Below are 21,917 nucleotides of genomic sequence, written 5' to 3'. Positions count from 1 at the left end.
AGCCTTGTCGGCTTACTTCTTGTCGTCCTGAACTTCGGTGAATTCAGCATCCACGACGTCGGCATCTTCAGCCTTGGCGTTGCCCGCCTCGGCACCGGCGCCGCCAGCCGCACCGGCCTGGGCCTGGGCGTCGGCATAGACCTTCTCACCGAGCTTCTGGCTGGCCTGGCCGAGGGCTTCCGTCTTGGCCATGATGGTGTCCTTGTCGTTGCCCTTCATGGCTTCTTCGGCTTCGGCCAGCGCCGCTTCGATCTTGCCTTTCTCGTCGGCGTCCACCTTGTCGCCGTGCTCGGCCAGGGCCTTCTTGATCGAGTGGATCAGGGTGTCGCACTGGTTACGGGCATCGACCAGCTCGTGAGCCTTCTTGTCTTCTTCGGCGTGGGCCTCGGCGTCCTTCACCATGCGTTCGACTTCCTCGTCGGACAGACCGGAGTTGGCCTTGATGGTGATGTTCGCTTCCTTGCCCGTGGCCTTGTCCTTGGCGGACACGTGCAGGATACCGTTGGCGTCGATGTCGAAAGTGACCTCGATCTGCGGCATGCCGCGCGGTGCCGGCGGGATGTCGGTGAGGTTGAACTGACCCAGGCTCTTGTTGCCCGACGACATTTCGCGCTCGCCCTGCAGGACGTGAATGGTCACGGCGTTCTGGTTGTCATCCGCGGTCGAGAAGACCTGGCTGGCCTTGGTCGGGATCGTGGTGTTCTTCTGGATGAGCTTCGTCATCACGCCACCGAGCGTCTCGATACCGAGGGACAGCGGGGTCACGTCGAGCAGCAGCACGTCTTTCACGTCGCCTTGCAGCACGCCACCCTGAATGGAGGCGCCGATGGCCACGGCTTCGTCCGGGTTCACATCGCGGCGCGGTTCCTTGCCGAAGAAGGCCTTGACCTTGTCCTGCACCATGGGCATGCGGGTCTGACCGCCGACCAGAATGACGTCGTCGATTTCACCGATGCTCAGGCCGGCGTCCTTGAGGGCCACCTTGCAGGGCTCAATGGTGCGTGCGACCAGTTCTTCGACCAGTGACTCGAACTTGGCGCGGGTGATCTTGATGGCCAGGTGCTTCGGACCGGAGGCGTCGGCCGTGATGTACGGCAGGTTCACTTCGGTCTGCTGGCTGGAAGAGAGCTCGATCTTGGCCTTTTCAGCCGCTTCTTTCAGTCGCTGCAGGGCCAGCACGTCTTTCTTCAGATCGACGCCTTGTTCTTTCTGGAACTCGGTGACGATGTAATCGATGATGCGCTGGTCGAAGTCTTCACCACCCAGGAAGGTGTCACCGTTGGTGGCCAGCACTTCGAACTGGTGCTCACCGTCAAGATCGGCGATCTCGATGATGGAGATGTCGAAGGTACCGCCGCCGAGGTCATACACGGCAATCTTGGAGTCGCCCGGCTTCTTGTCCATGCCGAAGGCAAGGGCAGCAGCGGTCGGCTCGTTGATGATGCGCTTGACGTCCAGACCGGCGATCTTGCCGGCGTCCTTGGTGGCCTGACGCTGGCTGTCGTTGAAGTAGGCCGGCACGGTGATGACGGCTTCGGTCACCGGCTCGCCGAGGTAGTCTTCGGCGGTCTTCTTCATCTTGCGCAGGGTTTCGGCGGAGACCTGCGGCGGCGCAATCTTCTTGCCGCGCACTTCGACCCAGGCGTCACCGTTGTCGGCCTTGACGATGCTGTAGGGCATCAGGTCGATGTCTTTCTGGACTTCTTTTTCTTCAAAGCGACGGCCGATCAGGCGCTTGACCGCGAACAGGGTGTTCTGTGCGTTGGTCACTGCCTGACGCTTGGCCGGCGCGCCGACCAGGATCTCGCCGTCTTCGGCGTAGGCGACCACGGACGGGGTGGTACGGGCGCCTTCGGCGTTTTCGATGACCTTGGCCTTACCACCTTCCATCACGGACACGCAGGAGTTGGTGGTGCCCAGATCGATACCAATGATTTTTCCCATGATGATTCCTTTATCTCAATTTTCTTAGGCTGGCCGATCCGCCGGCCTGCGTCTGATTCCAATGTGGGGCTTGCCTGGGCCTTTTCAAGCCTTGGCGGCCGATACGATGACCAATGCCGGGCGAATGACGCGACCATGCAGCGTGTAGCCCTTCTGCAGTACGGTCAGGACCGTGTTCGGCTCCCCGTCGTGGGGCTGGGCGCTGATGGCCTGATGCAGGTTGGGGTCGAACTTCTCGCCCACCGGATCAACCGCAGCCACGCCGGTGCTCTCAAAGGCGGACACCAGTTGCTTGAGGGTGATCTCGACGCCGTCGCGCAGGTTTTCGAAGGTGGAGTTTTCGGCAGACAGCGCTGCTTCCAGGCTGTCCTTGACTGGCAGCATGGCCTGAGCGAATTTCTCGCCTGCGTACTTGTGCGCCTTTTCGACGTCTTCCTGAGCGCGGCGGCGCAGGTTTTCGGTCTCAGCCTTGGCGCGCAGCCATGCGTCATGGTGCTCCTGCGCCTTGAGTTCGGCAGTCCGCACGGCCTCTTCAAGGCTCGGCATGGTGTCGATGTGGCCTTCGGCAGTCGTTTGTTCGGCGGCCTTGTCGGCGTGGTCGGCCTCTTGTGCGTTAAGGGCCTGATCCGGCGTCGGGTTGTTCTCTTGCATTGTGACGTCCTGCGACTTTGATTTCGATGCCTCGCTACCTTGGGGTGGGCGACGCGATTTCAAGTGCCGGCTTCAAAAAAATGTGAGTTTGTTGACGAACCGTGGTCCGAATGGATCGACGCGGGCATAATGAAGCCCATAACAGAGAGGTCAGGGTTCAGCCTGGGAGTGACGATGAGCGATATCCCGAGCCAGATCGGGAAGTACCGGATCATCCGGGAATTGGGTCGAGGTGCGACGGCAACCGTCTACCTCGCAGAGAGTTCTGTTTACCCGGAGCCCGTTGCGCTCAAGTACATCCGCTTTGACGACAAGGCGAAAGACGAAGCCAAGTGGAACCGGCGTCTGCTCAAGCTCCTTAAGGCCGAGAGCAACGTCGCCAGCCGGCTCAAGCATCCGAACATCATCCGCATTTTCGAAGGCGTCGTTGACGAAAACGAAGCCTATGTGGTGATGGAGTACTTCTCTGGAGAGTCGCTGGAGAAGTTCTGTACCTTTGCCAACCTCATGCCGATCCATCGGACCATCGGTATCGTTTTCAAGTGCTGTATGGCGCTCGATTATGCGTACCGGCAGGGGGTGATTCACCGCGACATCAAGCCGGCCAACATCATGGTCGACGACAAGGACAACGTGAAGATCACCGACTTCGGTCTGGCGATGAACATCAACAAGCGGGTCGATTCCGATTCGACGTTCATCATGGGCGTGGGCTCGCCAGCCTACATGTCGCCTGAACAGATCAAGAGTTACCCGCTGAACCAGAAGACGGATCTGTATTCGCTGGGTGTGTTGCTCTTCCACCTCCTGACCGGACGTTTGCCATTCAGGGCCAAGAATCCAGCGCAGCTGATCTACAAGATCATCAACGCCGAGCCTCCCTCGGTGTGCCAGCTGCAGCCGGAATTGCCCGAGCTGATGGAAAAGGTGATCAAGAAGGCGCTCGAGAAGGATCTGTACTCCCGCTACAAGAACGGCGCCGAATTCGCCAAGGACTTGTCGGCGGTGCGCTACAAGATTGTGGACGACAAGTTCGTGCCGCCCGACACCAGCCGTTTCGGTGCCTTGCGCAAGATGCCGTTCTTCACCGAGTTCGATGACGTCGAGTTGTGGGAGGTGTTGCGCATCTCCCGTTGGCGCGTGGCCGAATCGAATACCACGCTGTTCCGCGAAGGCGATCAGGATCAGCGCTTTGGCGTGCTGGTCGAAGGGCAGGTCGAGCTGGCCTGCACCGGAAAGCAGATTGCCTGTGTCGATGCTGGTGATGCGTTTGGCGAGACCGCGTATCTCGATGGCCTCGATCATAAGCACATGTTTACCGTCACCTCGTTGACTGACGTGACCTACCTTGAGATCAATCCCGCAGCGTTGGCATTGGCCACCGACGAAACGCTCGAAGCATTCCGGGCGCGTCTGACCACCTCAATGACCAAACGTCTTGCCCAGATGGCCGTCGCTGTCTCGGGAAACGCGCCAGCCGCGGCCAAAGGCAAGGGCATGGCATCCGGTCTCGATCTGCAACTGCTCGAAGACTGATCAGCGTTCCTGAGCGCGCACCCACTGGACGAGCTGCTGCTCGTTCATGGCGCCACTCATGCGTGCGACCTCCTGCCCGCGCCGGAAAAGCATCAGGGTCGGAATGCTCCGGATGGCGTAGCGACTCGCCAAGGCTTGTTCCTCTTCGGTGTTGACCTTCAGCAGGCGGTAATCCGGCGCCAGCGCTCTGGCTGCTGCGTCGAACGCGGGGGCCATCATGCGGCAGGGGCCGCACCAGGGTGCCCAGAAATCCACCACCACCGGTACGTCACTGCGTGTCACGTGTGATTCAAAGGCACTGGCGTTTGCATTGACGACCGTGCCGGGGAAGAGTGGTGCGTGGCAGCGACCACAATTGGGGTCGTCTCCAAGCCGCTCGGCGGGCAGCCGGTTGAGACCGTTGCACGATGGGCAGGCGGTCTGGATGGATTGGGTCATGGTGTGCTCCTGTGTCCTGGCAGCCAGCATTGGCATTATCAGCTGCTCCTTAACTGGTGACCGCTGGTCGGCTTTCAATCCCCTCGCGTCTGCGCAGGTAAAGTTTTCCACCGCGCCGCCGAAATTTCTCCTATGCCCCAAGCCAAGAAAAATCGGAGGGAGTGGGAGTGACTCGAGGTAGCGTTTACGGCATCAGCCGCGTGGACAACGACGCAAGTCGGACGCACGGTTGGCTGGTCACCATTCAGCGGCGCGGCGTCATCTATCGGAAGCACTTCAGTGATGGCGTTTTCGGCGGCAAGCGCAAAGCGTTTGCCGAAGCGAAGTCATATCGCGACGAAATCATCGCCAATCATCCACCCCTGTCGATGCAGGAGTATTCGTCCATCCGAAAGAAGAACAACCGCTCCGGCGTGGTGGGTGTATGCCGCTACTGCGCCTCGGAGACGCGTGATCTTCCGGAAGACAAGCAGCGCTGGTTCTGGGTCGCCTCCTGGCCATTGCCTGACGGGCGGCGCAAGCGGGTCAAGTTCTCGGTGAAGAAGTACGGCGAGGACGGCGCTTTCCAGCGCGCGCTCGAAGCACGCGAGGATGCGTTGCGAAAGCTCGGCGGCCATTTTGATCCGGGCGCCGTGCGTCGCCGCCCGAGACGCAGTGCAACCAAGGATGAGGCAGAGGCAAAACGCCCCGGTGCCTGAACCGACGCAGTCACGATAAAAAAACCGCTCCGCCAGGAGCGTTTTTTTTAACGGTGTCGAACGGGATTGGGTTCACTCATGGCCAGGCTCACCAGCCAGGTGAGAATGCTGTAGAGCAGCGCGCCCCAGAACGCGGTCGCAAAATCGGGGACCACGAAACCCGAAACCAGAGCCGAGACCAGCCAGAACATCAAGCCGTTGATGATGAGCGCGAAGATGCCGAACGTGAGTACGGTGATGGGCAGCGTCACCAGGAGCAGAATCGGGCGAATGAGCGCGTTGACCAGTCCGATCAGCAGCGCGCTGATCAGTGCGGCGGGGAAGGAGGTGACCTCCATGGCGCTGACCACCTCGGGCACCAGCATCAGCGCGCACGCATTCAATGCCCAGCGGGCAAGTAGTCGCCAGTTCAATGCTTTGCTCCCAGTTTGCGGGCATGCTCGGCCCCGACACTGCGGTCGCTGGTACCACGGCGGACGTCTTCCGTGCGCCAGTTGCCGGCATGGGCCAGGACCAGATCAGTGAGATGCTGAATCCAGGCGGCGTCTTCATTGAGGCAGGGGATGTAGTTGAATTGCTTGCCGCCGTTGGAGAGGAAGGCTTCCTTGCACTCCATCGCGATTTCCTCAAGCGTTTCAAGGCAGTCGGACGAAAAGCCCGGACACATCACATCCACTGACCGGACGCCGTCACGTGCCATGGCTTCGAGTGTGGGCTGTGTGTAGGGTTGAAGCCACTCGGCCTTGCCGAAGCGGGACTGGAAGGTGACTTTCACGCGCTTGCCGTCGTCACCGAGTGCTTCCGACAGCAAGCGGGCTGTCTTGTGGCACTCGCAATGGTAAGGGTCGCCCTTGTCGAGGGTCTGACGCGGCACGCCGTGGAAACTGAGAATCAGGTGCTCGCCTTGCCCATTGCGCTGCCAATGACGCCGTACCGAGGCTGCGAGTGATTCGATATAGCCTGTTTGGTCATGGTAGCTGCGGATGTAGCGCATCTCGGGCAGGTTGCGCCAGGACAGCAGACTGCGCGCCACCTCGTCCATGACACTGCCGGTGGTGCTGCCGGCGTACTGAGGGTACAGCGGCACCACGAGAATGCGATCGCATCCAAGTGAGCGCATCTCATCGAGCGTTCGCCCGATGCTCGGTTCGCCGTAACGCATGGCCCAGCGCACGATCCAGTCCTTGTGGCCGGCTTCGCCCAGGTGGCCGGTGAGCAGCTTGGCCTGGCGTTCGGTGTGGACGCGCAGCGGTGAGCCTTCGTCCATCCAGATGGAGGCGTACTTTTCAGCCGACTTGGCCGGGCGGGTGTTGAGGATGATCAGATTCAGGATCGGCCACCAGATCAGCTTCGGGATCTCGACCACGCGAGTGTCCGAAAGAAACTGCTTGAGATACGGGCGCAAGGCCTTTGCCGTGGGCGCTTCAGGCGAGCCAAGGTTGACCAGCAGAACGCCGGTGCGTGGGGTCTGACCGTGGGTATGCGCTGGCTCGGGCCGGTAGCGGGCCATGGGTGTCTCCTGATTCTTGGGTGCCTGATGGACTCAGCCGCGCGAGGAAAGTGCCCCTGAGAGCAGGCGGGCGGTGATGTCCACGATGGGAATGATGCGCTCGTACGCCATACGCGTCGGCCCGATGACGCCCACCGAGCCGACAATCATGCCGTCCACCTCGTAGGGCGCGGTCACCACGCTGCACTCGTCCAGCGGCGCCAGGCCGGATTCCCCGCCGATGAAAATCTGCACGCCGTCTGCCCGGTTCGAGATGTCCAGCAGCTGCAGCAGGCTGGTTTTCTGATCGAACAGTTTGAACAGCTCGCGCAAGCGAACCATGTTCGACGACAGGTCTTCCACGTCCAGCAGATTGGTTTCACCCGAGAGCACGTATCGGGACGATGAGTCCTGAACCGCCTCGTTGCCGGCATCGACGGCGGCTGTCATGAGGTCCGACATGTCGCTGTGCAGTTGCTTGAGTTCGGTCTGGATGCGGGTGCGGATAGCCTCGAAGTCGAGCCCGGAGTAGTGCGCGTTGAGGTAGTTTGCGGCGGTGACCAGTTCGGAGGGCGAGTAGGGCTTCTTGGTCGCCAGGATGCGGTTCTGCACATCACCACTGGTGGTGACGATGATGAGCAGCACACGACCTTCCGACAGGGGCACGAATTCTATCTGCCGAATGCGCACCGCATCCTTGCGCGGCGCGACCACCACACCGGCGAACTGCGAGAGCTCCGAAAGCAGGTTGGATGCCGCGCCGATCAGCCGCTGCGGCTGGTCGGGCTGCAGTTGCCCCTCGAGTTCGTGAAGCAGATTGGCGTGCAAAGGCCTCACGCGGAGCAGTTGATCGACGAACAGGCGGTAACCGCGCGATGTAGGTACCCGACCGGCCGAGGTATGCGGGCTGGCAATGAATCCGAGTTCTTCCAGATCCGACATCACGTTTCGGACAGTGGCCGCCGACAGGTCGAGCCCTGAATGCTTCGACAGCGCGCGGGAGCCAACAGGCTGGCCGTCGGCAATGTAACGCTCGATCAGCGTTCTGAGCAGGATGCGCGAACGTTCATCGAGTTGGGTCAGGTCGGATTCTTTAGCCATTGGCTTTGGATTCTATGTAACTCTCGTCCGGCTGCATAGCGCGCATTGAAGCGGTCTGTGCAAGTTTTGTCGTCATCGAATGCGCGCATCAGATGTGGTTTAATTTGCGCCATATGCAAACACCCATCACGACGGTCGCGCTCATCGGCAAATACCAGAGCCCGGAGGTGACCCCCACCATTGCCAATGTCGCGCACATTCTGCGTGCCTACGGTCTGTCTGTCCGCATCGAGCAGGGAACGGCCAGTTCGACCGGGCTGGTGTCGGGCTACATCGTCAGCAGCTACGACGAGATCGGCGAAAATGCGGACCTGGCAGTCGTGGTCGGCGGTGATGGCACCATGCTCAATGCAGCACGTCGTCTCTCCAGTTATGGGGTCCCTTTGCTGGGAATCAATCAGGGGCGCCTGGGGTTTCTCACCGATGTCCCCAGTCACGATGCCGAAAAGGCGCTGCGCGCCGTGCTCGACGGCAAGGCGAAAGAAGAGACCCGCTTCATGCTCGACATCGACGTGATGCGCAAAGGGCAGCGAGTCTTCCACACCTGTGCCCTCAACGACGTGGTGGTCAACAAGGGCGATCTCGGGCGCATGATCGAGTTTGATGTGCGCATTGACGACGAGTTTGTCTATACCCAGCGCTCGGACGGCATGATCATCTCGACGCCGACTGGATCGACAGCGTACGCCCTGTCGGCCAACGGGCCGATTCTGCACCCCAATGTGGTCGGCATTGCGCTCGTGCCGCTGTGCCCGCACACGCTGACCGCACGTCCGGTGACGCTGCCTGATCACTGCACAATCGAAATCACTCTGCTCGCCCCCCACGACGCCAGCGTGCACTTCGACGGGCAGGAGCGTTTCGACGCGCGCGCGGGCGATTGCATTCGTGTGACCCGCGCCGAGCACAGCATCCGTCTGCTCCATCCGCCGGGCTACAGTTACTTTGCCATGCTGCGCGAGAAGCTCCATTGGAGCGCCTCTCCGCGCAATCCCTGATTCACTTCACTCCCGCGGACCATGCTGCGCCGACTCTCCATTCAAGATTTCGTCATCGTCGATACGCTCGAACTCGATTTTTCGGCAGGTTTCGGCGCGCTGACCGGCGAGACCGGCGCGGGTAAATCCATCCTGCTCGACGCGCTCGGCCTCGTGATGGGGGATCGTGCGGAGAGCGGCGTGGTACGTTCGGGGCAGAAGCGTGCCGACATTTCGGCCGAGTTCGATCTGCCGGATATCCCGGAACTTCGATCATGGCTCGATGAGCAGATGATCGATATCGACGATGACGTGCTGTTGCTCAGACGCGCCGTCGATGCATCAGGTCGGTCAAAGGCCTGGATCAACGGTGCAGCGGCGACGCTGTCCCAGTTGCGTGAAGTGGGCGAGTGGCTGGCCGACATCCATGGACAGCATGCGCACCACGCGCTGTTGCGTGGTGACGCGCAGCGCGCGCTGATTGATCGGTATGCGGGCCTCGAGTCGCTTGCCGCGGATGTGTCCGACGCCTGGCGTGTCTGGCAAGGGGTTCTCAAAGCGCTGCAGCAGGCAGCGGCCGACGCCGAAGGCCTGCAGCGGGAACGGGAGTTGCTGGGTTGGCAGGTGAAAGAGCTCGATGAGCTGGTCTTCACGGCTTCGGAATGGGAAACCCTCAATCAGGACCACGCCCGTCTGAGTCACGCGGCCGGTTTGATCGAAGGTGCCTCGATGGCGATTGATGCACTCGAAGAGGGGGAAGCCCCCGTGGTGTCGTCGCTCGAACGTCTGGCGGCGCGTCTTGCCGAACTCGCTCAGATCGACGGTGCTCTGAGTGAAGCTCAGGACATGCTCAACAACGCGGCCATTCAGGCCGACGAAGCCCTGCATGCCCTGCGCAGTTATCGAGATCGGGTCGATGTCGATCCAGCGCAGCTGGCCGAGCTGGAAGCGCGCCTGGGTGCGGTCACCGATGTGGCGCGCAAGCACCACGTGCCGCCCGAAGAACTCGAGGCGCTGCACCAGCGTCTGTCGTCCCAGCTCGATGCGCTGAGCGAAGCAGGGGATCCGGCCAAACTCGAAGCGCGGGCGGTCGAAGCCGAATCTGCTTATCGTTCGCTGGCCAAGGGGCTGAGCGAGGCACGCGCGCCCATCGCTGCGCAGTTGTCCGAGCAGGTGACGGCCGCCATGCAGACCCTGTCCATGAATGGCGGACGCTTTGAAGTCGCGCTGGTACCCGAGCCGGAAGGCAGCGCGCATGGCGACGAGCGGGTCGAGTTTCTGGTCGCGGCCAATCCGAGCCAGCCGCTCAAGCCGCTGGCCAAGACCGCGTCCGGCGGCGAGCTGTCGCGTATTGGTCTGGCCATTCAAGTCATCACGAGTCGGGCCTCGGCGACGCCGACCATGATCTTTGACGAGGTTGATGTGGGCATCGGTGGCCGCGTGGCCGAGATCGTTGGCCGCATGCTCCACGCGTTGGGCCAGCAACGCCAGGTGATGTGCGTGACCCATTTGCCGCAGGTGGCTGCCTGCGCAGACTGGCAGTGGTCGATTGCCAAGTCGGAAGTCGCCGGTGAGACTCTCAGTCAGGTCACGCCACTGGACGACAAGGCACGTATCGACGAAATTGCACGAATGCTTGGCGGCGTCGAGATCACGGAAACCACCCGACAGCACGCAGCGGAAATGCTCGGACGTCAGCCGGCCTGATTCAGCTGGCCAGCTGCGGCGTCTGGACCCGTTCCGATGAGGCGGATCGCAGCAGTTCTACACGAGCGTTGTCGAGGCGGTTTTCTGCAGGCGATAGACTTGCACCGGCAGCGCAGGTGCATTGGCGACCCTCAGGCCGAGGGCCTTGCGCGTAGCGCCGCGATTCAACCCAAGGGCGGATGCGTCCTACTTCTTGTCGGTTTCGCGATTGGGGCAGTTTTCCCGCTTGCACTCGACGTAGATGTAGAGGGCGTGCTCCTTGAGTGTGAAACCGCGCTCCTGTGCGACCTGGACCTGACGCTTTTCGATTTCGGGATCGTAGAACTCTTCGACCGCGCCGCATTCGACGCACACCAGGTGGTCGTGATGACCGCCTTCGTTGAGTTCGAAGATGGCTTTGCCGGACTCGAAGAAATGGCGTTCGAGCAGGCCTGCCTGCTCGAACTGCGTCAGAACGCGATAGACCGTCGCCAGGCCGATGTCCATGCCTTCTTCCATGAGAAGACGGTAGACGTCTTCTGCGGTCAGGTGGCGCTGTTCCGTGTGCTGGAACAGTTCAAGGATCTTGAGCCGGGGGAAAGTGGCCTTGAGACCGATGCTTTTGAGGCTTTGTGAATTGTTGGGCATGTCGGTGTCTGGTCCAGGTGACGGTGAGGTCACGAAAAGTCGGGCTGGACGGTATGATATATTTTTTGCCCTTTTCTGAGAATGCGGCTGCCTAACCCGCCCGCACGGCGATCCATCACCATGCTATCGAAAACTGCTTTTGCGCTGATTGTTTCTGCGCTGTGCCTGACCACCGCCGGTTGTGGCGTGACCGAAAAAGTCCGCCCGTACAAACTCGATGTCCGTCAGGGCAACTTCGTGACTCAGGAGATGATCTCCCAGCTCAAGAAGGGAATGTCGAAGGATCAGGTCCGCTTTGCACTCGGGACTCCCTTGCTCACTGACATCTTTCACGCGGATCGCTGGGACTACGTCTATCGTTTCGAGCCGGGTTACGGCGAACCCGAGCAGCGCGTAATCACCGTGTTCTTTGTCGACGGACAGTTGAGCCACGTGTCCGGCGATGTCACGGCGGCGTCGCCCGAAGGCGAAGTTTCCGCAAACACGTCCAACCGGATTCGCTCGCTTGATCTGGGTGCTCCGGCGGAATCCTCGGAAGATGCAGCGCCGGTGAAAGCAGAAAAAGGGGAGCAGTGAGCATGAGCGAAGGGAAAATGAAAATTGCCATCGCCGGTGGTAGCGGCCGGATGGGCCGCATGTTGATCGAAACCTGCCTGGGCGAACCGGACATGGAGCTTGCTGCCGTCTTTGATCGTCCGGGCGGTGCTTTCATCGGACGCGACGCAGGTGAAATGATCGGTCAACAGACCGGCGTGCTCATTACCGACGACATGCCTGCCGCGATTGCTGCATGCGACTGCGTGATTGATTTCACCTTGCCGGCAGGCACCATGAGCCATCTGGCCGAAGCCGAGCGGCAGGGCAAAGCGATCGTCATCGGCACCACGGGCCTGTCGGCCGAGGAAAAGGCGCGCGTGGCTCAGGCCGCCGAAAATATTCCCGTCGTGTTTGCGCCGAACATGGCAGTGGGTGTCAATGCCGTCTTCAAGCTGCTGGAGGTTGCGGCGCAGATTCTCAATGAGGGTTACGACATCGAAGTGATCGAGGCTCACCATCGATTCAAGGTCGATTCGCCCTCAGGCACAGCCTTGCGGATGGGTGAGATCGTGGCCAGAGAGCTTGGCCGTGACCTGGATGAATGCGCCATCTACGGGCGCGAGGGTGTGACCGGCGTGCGCGATGACCAGACCATCGGCTTTTCCACCATCCGTGGCGGCGATGTGATCGGTGATCACACGGTCCTTTTCGCTGGCATGGGCGAACGCATCGAAATCACGCACAAATCGGGTGGGCGAGTGTCCTATGCCCGCGGCGCGCTGCGCGGTGCGCGATATCTGAAAGGTCGCCAAAACGGGCTGTTCGACATGCAGGATGTGCTGGGCTTGCGCTGAGCTTGTTCAAGGACCGGGTGTCTGAGCCGTTAAATGGCGATGATGCCCGGAATCGGTGTGGTTCCGGCGCGGTTTCATTGCGGGAATCTCTGAGCATGCAGGCTGCATCAACTGTTCTTGAGCCGGCGCGGCAAACGATGAGGCGCTTTGTCGGAGGCGGTCAGTGAACGGCCCAGACCTGTCGGCGCATTCGGCTCAATTGCTGGGCGCGAGGCCCGGCCAATCCATTGAAGACGCACTGGCGTCGCTTGGCGTCGACGGCCCGGCCCGTACCGCGTTGAGCCGCCTGATTGCCAGCTACGAGTCCATGCTCGCCTCTGCGAACGATGCGCGCTCGCGGGCAGAACACCGGCTCGCGCTGTCCATGCGCAATTCGGGTGTGGGTCAGTGGGAATGGGACATTCCCAATGCGCGTATCGAGGTCGACGGCACCTGGAAAGCGTGTCTCGGCTACGCGAGCGATGAAATCGGCGACGACTTCAGCGAATGGCAGGCGCGTATCCATCCGGATGACATTGCCGGCTTCCCGGTTCCCCTGCTAGCACACCTCAAGGGAGAGGCCGAGACCTTCGACATCCTTTTCCGTGCAACCGCAAAGGACCAAACGACACGTTGGTTCCAGGCGCGGGGCAAGGCCTACCAGCGCGGAGAGGGGGGGCGCTGGGTGCGAATGATCGGCACCTATCAGGACGTCACGCGAGACCGTCTTGCGGAAGAGCAACTGCGCGAGGCCAGGGATGCCGCCGAGGCGGCCAGTCGAGCCAAGAGTGAATTTCTGGCCAACATGAGCCACGAGATCCGCACCCCGATGAACGGGGTGATCGGCATGACGGATCTGGCACTCGATACACCGCTCGATAGCGAACAGCGCGGCTATCTGAACAGCGTGAAGGCTTCGGGTGAAGCGCTGCTGACCATTCTCAACGACATACTCGACTTCTCAAAGATCGAGGCGGGCAAGCTTGCCCTCGAGTCCATCGATTTCTCGCCGCGCTCACTCGTGTCAGACACGCTCAAGACCATGGCCTTGCGCGCGCATGAAAAGGGCCTTGAGCTCGTTTACGAAGTGGCCTCCGACGTGCCCGCCGTGCTCAGCGGCGATCCCGGGCGCCTGCGCCAGATCTTGCTGAACCTCATCGGCAATGCCATCAAGTTCACCGAATCGGGACACATCTTCGTGAAGCTCTCGGTCATCTCCAATGAGGGGGGCGAGGCTGAGTTGAAGTTTGCCGTGGAAGACTCGGGCATCGGCATTCCCGCCGACAAGCAGGCCGCAGTCTTTGAAGCATTCTCGCAAGCAGATTCATCCACGACGCGACGGTACGGGGGCACCGGGCTCGGGTTGGCGATCTCAACGCGACTGGTGGCCTTGATGAATGGCCGGATGGGTCTTGAGAGCGCTGAAGGCAAGGGCAGTACCTTCTCTTTCACGGCCCGGCTCTCTGTGATTGCGCCACCAAGTCGCGCCCGGGACACGGGATTGCTTGGCCGTCGAGTGCTCGTTGTTGAGTCCAACCCTGTGGCTGCCGCGGTGATACAGCGGATACTGCAGCGAATCGGTTTGCATGTGGCGACTGCCGAGACAGCCGACGCCATGGAAGTGGCGCTCAAACGAGCGACCGATCTGGTCGAGCCCTATGATTTCATCATGCTGGCGACGAACATGGCCCCGCCAGCCGGGTTCGGACTGGTCAAGCGTTTCAAGGAGGAGACGGAGTTGCTCGATCGGGTCGTGATGATGATGACCACCGTCTCGCAGCGGAAAGATTCGGAGCAATGCCGATCTCTGGGCGTCAATTCACGGCTGGTCAAACCTTTTTCTGCCGAAGATGTATCCGAAGTATTGCTTTCGGCGCTCAGTGGAGTGAGTGCGGACGAAGGTGATCAATTCGGATTCGATCCCGAAATGACGCTGACACAGCTCACTGCCGAAGCCAGGGACGATGCGCTCTCGATCCTGCTGGTCGAGGACAATCCGGTCAATCAGACGGTTGCGACGAAGATACTCGAAAAGGCGGGCCATCGCGTGACGCTGGCATCGCACGGTCAGGAAGCGGTCGAACTGGTGAATGACAACAATTTCGACCTGATCCTCATGGACGTGCAGATGCCGGTTATGGGCGGGATTGAGGCCACGCAGGCGATTCGAGCCCGCGAGGCGCGCAAGAGCTGGGCAATGGCCGGGAACTGGCATGCCGTGCCCATCGTGGCCATGACTGCTCACGCCATGGCGGGTGACCGGCTGCGATGTCTTGAGGCCGGGATGGATGACTATGTGTCGAAACCCATCAGCCCGCGCGAACTCTTCGCCGCGATCGAGCGTGTAACCCAACCGATCAACGGCAGAGGGTACGACGATCCGGAAGACAGTCTGCTTGAGGATTTCGGCCGCTTCTCCGAGATGGGAACCGTGCTGAACCTCAACGATACGCTCGAGTTGCTCGATGGTGACGAGTTCGCCCTCAAGCAACTGATCGATCTGTTTTTTGCCGATCTGGGGAAACATCTTCAAACGCTCAAGACGTCAGCCGCTGAAGGTACGCTGGACCAGCTGGCGAGTGTGGCGCACACGGTCAAGGGGTCGGTGGGCGTATTCAATGCCGCACCTGCGGCCGAGGCCGCGCAGGCGGTGGAGCATGCTGCCAGAAAGGGCGATCTCGAACGGGCCCGATCTCATTTGCCGGCGTTGCTCGATGCGCTCAATTCATTGGCCACCGAACTGAGAAAGCACTCGGTTGCGTTTCGCTGAGTCGTCTTTCGATGTTGCAGCGCATTGCCTGAGACCGGCTAATTCGCTAAAATCGAGAGATTAACTTGTTGATTGTTGAGCGGGATGGGTCGCAACGACCGGTCCCGTTTTTCACGTGTGGGCTGTGGGGTGCTGTCACGCTGCGGTTTTGCTCGTTTCAACGCATGAATTCGTCTTCAGGAGCTTCGTCGTGACTCAATTTCCGCCCGCCATTCTCGTCCTCGCTGACGGGACGGTTTTTCGCGGTAAAGGTATTGGCGCTGTGGGCCAGACGGTAGGTGAAGTGGTGTTCAACACTTCCTTGTCGGGCTATCAGGAAATTCTTACCGATCCGAGCTACTCCCGCCAGATCGTCACGTTGACCTATCCACACATCGGAAACACCGGTGTCAATGAAGAAGACGTCGAAGCCAGCCGCATTCATGCCGCCGGGCTGGTGATTCGCGATCTGCCGCTGCGCGTCTCGAACTGGCGCTCCACGCGCTCACTCGATCAGTATCTGCGCGACGAAAACATCGTGGCCATTGCCGACATCGATACCCGTCGCCTGACCCGCGTTCTGCGCGAAAAGGGCGCTCAGGCCGGTTGCATTGTCACCGCTGGCGCGGATGGCAAGCTCGATGTGGATGCTGCGCTGCAGGCGGCCAAGGGATTCCCGGGCCTCGCCGGGATGGACCTGGCCAAGGAAGTGACGGTTTCTGAAGCCTACGAATGGACCGAGACCGAATGGGATCTCGAGTCCGGTTACGGCAAGCAGGCAGCCCCCAAATATCACGTGGTGGCTTATGACTTCGGCGTCAAGCGCAATATCCTGCGCATGCTCGCCAGCCGCGGCTGCAAGCTCACTGTGGTGCCGGCCCAGACCCCGGCCGCCGAAGTGCTCGCCATGAACCCTGGCGGTGTGTTCCTCTCCAACGGCCCGGGTGACCCCGAGCCGTGCGATTACGCCATCGCTGCGATCAAGGAGATCGTTGCTTCTGGCAAACCGACGTTCGGCATTTGCCTGGGTCACCAACTGCTGGCGCTGGCCTCTGGCGCCAAGACCATGAAGATGAAGTTCGGTCACCATGGTGCCAATCACCCGGTCAAGGATCAGGACAGCGGTCAGGTGCTGATCACCAGTCAGAACCATGGCTTTGCGGTCGACGCAACCACCATGCCGGACAACCTGCGTACCACGCACGTCTCGTTGTTCGACGGTACGCAGCAGGGGATTGCACGTACCGATGTGCCTGCCTTCAGTTTCCAGGGGCATCCGGAAGCGAGTCCGGGGCCGCACGATGTGGCCTACCTGTTCGATCGATTCATCAAGCTCATGGACGAGCGGGCGTGATGTGAGGCGGGCACCGGAAGGTGCCCGATCCACAACCGCAAGCACATCACCCCAAAACAGATTTTCGAGGCAAAGAAATGCCCAAGCGCACAGACATTCAAACAATTCTGATCATCGGTGCCGGCCCGATCATCATCGGCCAGGCCTGCGAATTCGACTACTCCGGTGCCCAGGCCTGCAAGGCCCTGCGTGAAGAGGGTTACAAGGTTGTTCTGGTGAACTCCAACCCGGCGACCATCATGACCGACCCGGGTACGGCCGACGTGACCTACATCGAGCCCATCACCTGGCAGGCGGTCGAGCGCATCATCGAAAAGGAAAAGCCGGATGCGATCCTGCCGACCATGGGCGGTCAGACCGCGCTCAACTGCGCGCTCGATCTGGCCAAGCACGGCGTGCTCGACAAGTACGGTGTTGAGCTGATCGGCGCGTCGAAAGAAGCCATCGACAAGGCCGAGGACCGCGAGAAATTCAAGCAGGCCATGACCAAGATCGGCCTGGGTTCCGCGCGCTCCGGCATTGCGCATTCGATGGAGGAGGCGCTTCAGGTGCAGGCCGGTATCGGTTTTCCGGTGATCATTCGTCCGTCTTTCACACTGGGCGGCACCGGTGGCGGCATTGCCTACAACATGGAAGAGTTCTCCGACATCTGCAAGAACGGTCTCGAAGCCAGCCCGACCAACGAACTGCTGATCGAAGAGTCGCTGATCGGTTGGAAGGAATACGAGATGGAAGTGGTGCGTGACCGCGCCGACAACTGCATCATCGTGTGCTCGATCGAGAACCTGGACCCGATGGGCGTGCATACCGGCGACTCCATCACGGTGGCGCCGTCGCAGACCCTGACGGACAAGGAATACCAGATCATGCGGAACGCCTCGATCGCCGTATTGCGCGAGATCGGGGTCGATACCGGTGGCTCGAACGTTCAGTTCTCCATCAATCCGCAGGACGGTCGCATGATCGTCATCGAAATGAACCCGCGGGTGTCGCGCTCGTCTGCACTGGCCTCCAAGGCCACCGGTTTCCCGATCGCCAAGGTGGCGGCGAAGCTGGCAGTGGGTTACACGCTCGACGAACTCAAGAACGACATCACCGGTGGGGCCACGCCGGCGTCCTTCGAACCGTCGATCGACTACGTGGTAACCAAGATTCCACGTTTTGCCTTCGAGAAATTCCCGATGGCAAACGACCGCCTGACCACCCAGATGAAGTCCGTGGGCGAGGTTATGGCGATCGGTCGCACGTTCCAGGAATCGTTTCAGAAGGCTTTGCGCGGTCTGGAAGTCGGTGTGTACGGTCTCGATGAAATCGACGCCGATACCGATGAACTCGAGCGCGAGCTGGCCGATCCGGGCGCGCAGCGCATCTGGTACGTGGGTCAGGCATTCCGCGAAGGCATGACCCTGGAGCAGGTGTTCAACCTGACCAAGATCGATCCGTGGTTCCTCGCGCAGATCGAAGATATCGTGGCCACCGAAAAGTCCATCTCCGGCCGTTCCCTCAAGGGACTCAATGCCGAACAGATGCGTGCGCTCAAGCGCAAGGGCTTCTCCGATCGTCGTCTGGCCAAGCTGATGGCTGCAGACGAAACCGCTGTGCGCCTGCATCGTCATTCGCTCGGAGTGCGCCCGGTCTACAAGCGCGTGGATACGTGTGCGGCCGAATTCGCCACGTCGACCGCCTACATGTACTCGACCTACGAGGAAGAGTGTGAAGCTCAGCCGACCGGCAATCGCAAGATCATGGTTCTCGGTGGCGGTCCGAACCGTATCGGTCAGGGTATCGAATTCGATTACTGCTGCGTGCATGCCGCTCTGGCACTGCGCGAAGACGGTTACGAGACCATCATGGTCAACTGCAACCCCGAAACGGTGTCGACCGACTACGATACCTCCGATCGCCTTTACTTCGAGCCGATCACGCTCGAAGACGTGCTTGAGATCACCCATATCGAACAGCCCGAGGGCGTGATCGTCCAGTTCGGTGGCCAGACGCCGCTCAAGCGTGCCCGCGCGCTCGAAGCGAATGGTGTGCCGATCATCGGCACCACCCCGGACATGATCGACGCGGCCGAAGACCGCGAGCGCTTCCAGAAGCTGCTCAATGACCTCGGTCTCAAGCAACCGCCCAACCGCACGGCACGGACACCGGACGAGGCAGTCCGCCTCGCCGCCGAGATCGGCTACCCGCTGGTGGTGCGCCCGTCTTATGTGCTCGGTGGTCGCGCCATGGAAATCGTGCACGAGCAGAAGGATCTCGAGCGTTACATGCGCGAGGCCGTGAAGGTGTCCAACGAGTCGCCCGTGTTGCTCGATCGTTTCCTGAATGACGCGACCGAAGTGGACGTCGATGCGCTGTCCGATGGCAAACAGGTGATCATCGGCGGCATCATGGAGCACATTGAGCAGGCCGGCGTTCACTCCGGTGACTCTGCCTGCTCGCTGCCACCCTATACGCTTGGCAAGGCGTTGCAGGATGAACTGCGTCGCCAGACCGAAGCCATGGCCAAGGCGCTCAACGTGTGTGGCCTGATGAATGTGCAGTTCGCCATTCAGGGTGAGGGCGATGCGGCTGTGGTGTATGTGCTTGAAGTGAATCCGCGTGCTTCGCGTACGGTGCCGTTTGTCTCCAAAGCCTGCTCTTTGCCGCTGGCCAAGATTGCCGCACGTTGCATGGCGGGCCGTTCCCTCGCGGACCAGGGGGTGACCGGCGAAATCGTGCCGCCGTATTACTCGGTCAAGGAAGCGGTGTTCCCGTTCAACAAATTCCCGAACGTGGACACCATTCTCGGGCCTGAAATGAAGTCTACCGGTGAAGTGATGGGCGTCGGCCGCACCTTCGCCGAAGCCTTCGTCAAGTCGCAGATCGCCGCCGGCATTCGTCTGCCCAAGGGCGGTACGGCATTCATCAGCGTCAAGCACACGGATCGTCCGGCGGCCGTCGACGTCGCGCGCCAGCTCCATGAGCTCGGTTTCGGTCTGGTTGCGACGCGTGGAACGGCGTCCGCCATCGAAGCGGCCGGCATTCCGGTGACGCCGGTCAACAAGGTCAACGAGGGGCGTCCGCACATCGTTGACATGATCAAGAACCACGAGATCTCTCTGGTGATCAATACGGTCGAAGAGCGTCGTCAAGCGGTCACCGACTCGCGCTCGATTCGCACCAGCGCCCTGGGCGCAAAGATCACCGCATACACCACGGCAGAGGGCGCACGCGCCGCCTGCATGGGTTTGCAGCATCTCGAACAACTGGAAGTTTACGCGGTGCAGGACCTGCACGCGGAACTCGGCTAAACCTATATGAACAAAATTCCATTGACCGTCGCAGGGGCGGAGCAACTGCGAGCGGAGCTGCATCGTCTAAAAACGGTGGAGCGTCCGTCCGTGATTGAGGCGATTGCCGAGGCTCGCAGCCACGGCGATCTGTCCGAGAACGCCGAATACGACGCGGCCAAGGAGCGTCAGGGCTTTATCGAGGGACGCATCAAGGAGGTCGAAGGCACCCTGTCGAACGCACAGATCATCGATCCGGCGCTGCTTGATGCTGATGGTCGCTGTGTATTCGGTGCAACCGTCGAACTCGAAGATCTGGATAGTGGCGACACGGTCACCTACCAGATCGTTGGTGAAGACGAAGCCGACATCAAGAAAGGCAAGATCTCGGTCAGTTCTCCGGTTGCCCGGGCACTGATCGGAAAATACGCGGGTGATGTGGCCGAGGTGCAAGCGCCCGGCGGTACCCGCGAGTACGAACTCGTCGACGTTCGGTACGTGTGAAGCTGTTTCGCATCGCCCATCCGCTCAACGGTGTGCAGCGACTGCTGCTCACTGTTTGGGTGGGTGCGATGTGGGCGATCGGATACGTGGCAGCGCCGGTCCTGTTTGCTGCGATCGAAAGTCGCATGCAGGCGGGGGCCATTGCCGGTACCCTTTTTTCGATCGTCTCCTGGATCGGATTCCTCTGTGGTGGGCTGATCCTGCTTGTGCAATGGCGCGCGCGTCATCGCGGGCTGAGCCGTGTAGCGCTGAGCTGCATCGTTGCGATGCTGATCATCACGGGGGTCGGCCAGTTCGGCCTTCAGCCGATGATGGCCGACATCAAGGCGCAGTTTCCGGCAGGCGTCGAAATGAGCGGTGAGTTGCGCTCACGCTTCGGCGCCCTTCACGGCATTTCAAGCACGCTGTTCCTCATTGCCAGCATGCTGGGCGCGCTTGCGGTCTGGCGCTCGGCGCCAACCGATCTCTGATCAGCGGTTGGCGCGTTTTGAGGTGCTCGGCTTCTTCGTGCCGGAAGCGCGGCCTTTCTGCACCGGCTTGACGGGCTTCTTTTCCGGGGCAGGGGCCTGACGGTAAATCACCAGAATGTTACCGATGTGCTGGACGGCGGCCGCCCCTGTACTTTCGCAGATCGATTGCATCATGGCGTCGCGCTGATGGCGGTCCTCGCCATACACGCGCACCTTGATCAACTCGTGGGCGAGCAGGTTTTTTTCGATCTCGGCTAGCACCGCGGGCGTGAGTCCGTTACCGGCGACACTGACAACCGGATTAAGATGATGGGCTTGCGCGCGAAATGCTCGTCGCTGCGCGCTGGACAGTTCGGTCATAGACATTTGATTCCTCGAGGAAGGGCGTGATTCTACTCCTATGAAGCGAAGCAAGACCAGTAAGGCATGGATGCGTGAGCACGTGAACGACCACTATGTTCACATGGCCAAGGCAGAGGGCTATCGGGCACGGGCCGCGTTCAAGCTGTTGGAAATTGACGAGAAGGATCATCTGCTCAAGCCCGGGATGACGGTCGTGGATCTTGGGGCAGCCCCCGGGTCCTGGTGCCAGATCGCGGCACGGAAGGTGGGCGACAACGGAAAGGTCGTCGCGCTGGACCTGCTCGAGATGGCGCCCTTGCACAATGTCCATTTCATCCAGGGTGATTTTCAGTCGGATACCGTACTGCATGCGCTCGAAGCAGCACTCGAAAATCAGCCGGTGGATCTTGTAATTTCCGATATGGCCCCCAACATCTCAGGTATTGCGACCGCGGATCAGGCGAGGGCGATCGGGCTGTGCGAACTGGCGCTGGATTTTGCGGCAACGCATCTCAAGCCGGAGGGGCATTTTCTCGTTAAGGTCTTCCAGGGTGCCGGCATCGATGAGTATCGCCGCGCCATGCAGGACGTCTTCTCCAAGGTGGTCGTACGCAAGCCCGCCGCATCGCGCGATCGCAGTTCAGAGGTGTATTTCCTCGGTGTTGGCAAGCGAGCATGAGCATAG

20 protein-coding genes are annotated in these 21,917 nt (G+C 60.7%); 12 read left to right on the top strand and 8 right to left on the bottom strand.

Going from position 1 to position 21,917, the window contains the following annotated elements:
- Positions 1–12 precede the first annotated feature (12 nt).
- Both dnaK and grpE read right to left on the bottom strand, forming a co-directional pair.
- Positions 13–1,944 (bottom strand): molecular chaperone DnaK, encoded by a 1,932-nt coding sequence (gene dnaK, locus J0W34_RS12270; protein WP_230968978.1) that lies wholly within the window; start codon positions 1,942–1,944, stop codon positions 13–15.
- An 84-nt stretch (positions 1,945–2,028) separates the two neighbouring features.
- Complete coding sequence (gene grpE / locus J0W34_RS12265; RefSeq protein ID WP_230968977.1) at positions 2,029–2,595, bottom strand: nucleotide exchange factor GrpE; 567 nt, start codon at positions 2,593–2,595, stop codon at positions 2,029–2,031.
- A gap of 174 nt (positions 2,596–2,769) precedes the next feature.
- On the opposite strand from grpE, the gene J0W34_RS12260 reads away from it, so the two are divergent.
- A complete protein-coding gene (locus J0W34_RS12260; protein WP_227814244.1) occupies positions 2,770–4,131 on the top strand; it encodes a serine/threonine protein kinase in 1,362 nt (453 codons plus the stop codon).
- Here the strand turns inward: J0W34_RS12260 and trxC are convergent, their stop codons facing one another.
- Positions 4,132–4,569, bottom strand: coding sequence for a thioredoxin TrxC (gene trxC, locus J0W34_RS12255; RefSeq protein WP_227814245.1), 438 nt, complete (start codon positions 4,567–4,569; stop codon positions 4,132–4,134).
- A 167-nt stretch (positions 4,570–4,736) separates the two neighbouring features.
- Here trxC and J0W34_RS12250 point away from each other — a divergent pair, with 167 nt between their 5' ends.
- Positions 4,737–5,267 carry an AP2 domain-containing protein gene (locus J0W34_RS12250; protein WP_227814246.1) on the top strand — a complete coding sequence of 177 codons (531 nt, stop codon included), beginning with the start codon at positions 4,737–4,739 and terminating at the stop codon, positions 5,265–5,267.
- A gap of 47 nt (positions 5,268–5,314) precedes the next feature.
- Here the strand turns inward: J0W34_RS12250 and J0W34_RS12245 are convergent, their stop codons facing one another.
- From J0W34_RS12245 to hrcA, 3 genes are read right to left on the bottom strand one after another with little or no spacing between them, the layout of a single operon-like run.
- Positions 5,315–5,680, bottom strand: a complete 366-nt coding sequence (locus J0W34_RS12245; RefSeq protein WP_227814247.1) for a phage holin family protein — start codon at positions 5,678–5,680, stop codon at positions 5,315–5,317.
- On the bottom strand, positions 5,677–6,777 hold the full coding sequence (gene hemH / locus J0W34_RS12240; RefSeq protein WP_230968976.1) for a ferrochelatase: 1,101 nt from the start codon (positions 6,775–6,777) through the stop codon (positions 5,677–5,679). Before hemH ends, J0W34_RS12245 begins: the two co-directional genes overlap by 4 nt.
- A gap of 33 nt (positions 6,778–6,810) precedes the next feature.
- Positions 6,811–7,839 carry a heat-inducible transcriptional repressor HrcA gene (gene hrcA, locus J0W34_RS12235; RefSeq protein ID WP_227815075.1) on the bottom strand — a complete coding sequence of 343 codons (1,029 nt, stop codon included), beginning with the start codon at positions 7,837–7,839 and terminating at the stop codon, positions 6,811–6,813.
- 131 nt (positions 7,840–7,970) lie between these two features.
- Here hrcA and J0W34_RS12230 point away from each other — a divergent pair, with 131 nt between their 5' ends.
- Together J0W34_RS12230 and recN are read left to right on the top strand one after the other, a co-directional pair.
- Positions 7,971–8,855, top strand: a complete 885-nt coding sequence (locus tag J0W34_RS12230) for an NAD kinase (RefSeq protein ID WP_227814249.1) — start codon at positions 7,971–7,973, stop codon at positions 8,853–8,855.
- A 21-nt stretch (positions 8,856–8,876) separates the two neighbouring features.
- Positions 8,877–10,541, top strand: coding sequence for a DNA repair protein RecN (recN, locus tag J0W34_RS12225; RefSeq protein ID WP_230968975.1), 1,665 nt, complete (start codon positions 8,877–8,879; stop codon positions 10,539–10,541).
- 186 nt (positions 10,542–10,727) lie between these two features.
- Here the strand turns inward: recN and fur are convergent, their stop codons facing one another.
- The gene (fur, locus tag J0W34_RS12220; RefSeq protein ID WP_227814251.1) at positions 10,728–11,168 is read right to left on the bottom strand and encodes a ferric iron uptake transcriptional regulator; all 441 of its coding nucleotides are present in this window, start codon (positions 11,166–11,168) and stop codon (positions 10,728–10,730) included.
- A 120-nt stretch (positions 11,169–11,288) separates the two neighbouring features.
- Between fur and J0W34_RS12215 the strand changes: the two genes are divergently transcribed.
- The 7 genes from J0W34_RS12215 to J0W34_RS12185 all read left to right on the top strand — a co-directional run bounded on the left by J0W34_RS12215 (position 11,289) and on the right by J0W34_RS12185 (position 20,890).
- Positions 11,289–11,744, top strand: coding sequence for an outer membrane protein assembly factor BamE (locus J0W34_RS12215; protein ID WP_230968974.1), 456 nt, complete (start codon positions 11,289–11,291; stop codon positions 11,742–11,744).
- A 2-nt stretch (positions 11,745–11,746) separates the two neighbouring features.
- Positions 11,747–12,559: a 4-hydroxy-tetrahydrodipicolinate reductase gene (gene dapB / locus J0W34_RS12210; RefSeq protein WP_230968973.1), complete on the top strand. Its 813-nt coding sequence runs from the start codon at positions 11,747–11,749 to the stop codon at positions 12,557–12,559.
- Positions 12,560–12,722: 163 nt separating this feature from the next.
- Positions 12,723–15,308, top strand: coding sequence for a response regulator (locus J0W34_RS12205; protein WP_230968972.1), 2,586 nt, complete (start codon positions 12,723–12,725; stop codon positions 15,306–15,308).
- A gap of 190 nt (positions 15,309–15,498) precedes the next feature.
- On the top strand, positions 15,499–16,641 hold the full coding sequence (gene carA, locus J0W34_RS12200) for a glutamine-hydrolyzing carbamoyl-phosphate synthase small subunit (RefSeq protein ID WP_230968971.1): 1,143 nt from the start codon (positions 15,499–15,501) through the stop codon (positions 16,639–16,641).
- 77 nt (positions 16,642–16,718) lie between these two features.
- Positions 16,719–19,937 carry a carbamoyl-phosphate synthase large subunit gene (gene carB, locus J0W34_RS12195; protein ID WP_227814256.1) on the top strand — a complete coding sequence of 1,073 codons (3,219 nt, stop codon included), beginning with the start codon at positions 16,719–16,721 and terminating at the stop codon, positions 19,935–19,937.
- A 6-nt stretch (positions 19,938–19,943) separates the two neighbouring features.
- Positions 19,944–20,420, top strand: coding sequence for a transcription elongation factor GreA (gene greA / locus J0W34_RS12190; protein WP_227814257.1), 477 nt, complete (start codon positions 19,944–19,946; stop codon positions 20,418–20,420).
- Positions 20,417–20,890: a DUF4149 domain-containing protein gene (locus J0W34_RS12185; RefSeq protein WP_230968970.1), complete on the top strand. Its 474-nt coding sequence runs from the start codon at positions 20,417–20,419 to the stop codon at positions 20,888–20,890. The genes greA and J0W34_RS12185 overlap by 4 nt, the downstream gene beginning before the upstream one ends.
- On the opposite strand, the gene J0W34_RS12180 is transcribed toward J0W34_RS12185, so the two are convergent.
- A complete protein-coding gene (locus J0W34_RS12180; protein WP_230968969.1) occupies positions 20,891–21,250 on the bottom strand; it encodes a YhbY family RNA-binding protein in 360 nt (119 codons plus the stop codon).
- A gap of 40 nt (positions 21,251–21,290) precedes the next feature.
- Between J0W34_RS12180 and J0W34_RS12175 the strand changes: the two genes are divergently transcribed.
- The gene (locus J0W34_RS12175; protein WP_230968968.1) at positions 21,291–21,911 is read left to right on the top strand and encodes an RlmE family RNA methyltransferase; all 621 of its coding nucleotides are present in this window, start codon (positions 21,291–21,293) and stop codon (positions 21,909–21,911) included.
- Positions 21,912–21,917: the final 6 nt, after the last annotated feature.

It is taken from the genome of Nitrogeniibacter aestuarii (assembly GCF_017309585.1).
Taxonomy (GTDB): domain Bacteria; phylum Pseudomonadota; class Gammaproteobacteria; order Burkholderiales; family Rhodocyclaceae; genus Nitrogeniibacter; species Nitrogeniibacter aestuarii.
Note: the sequence above shows the minus strand (reverse complement) of the source record. Positions and strands in the feature narration are given on the sequence as shown.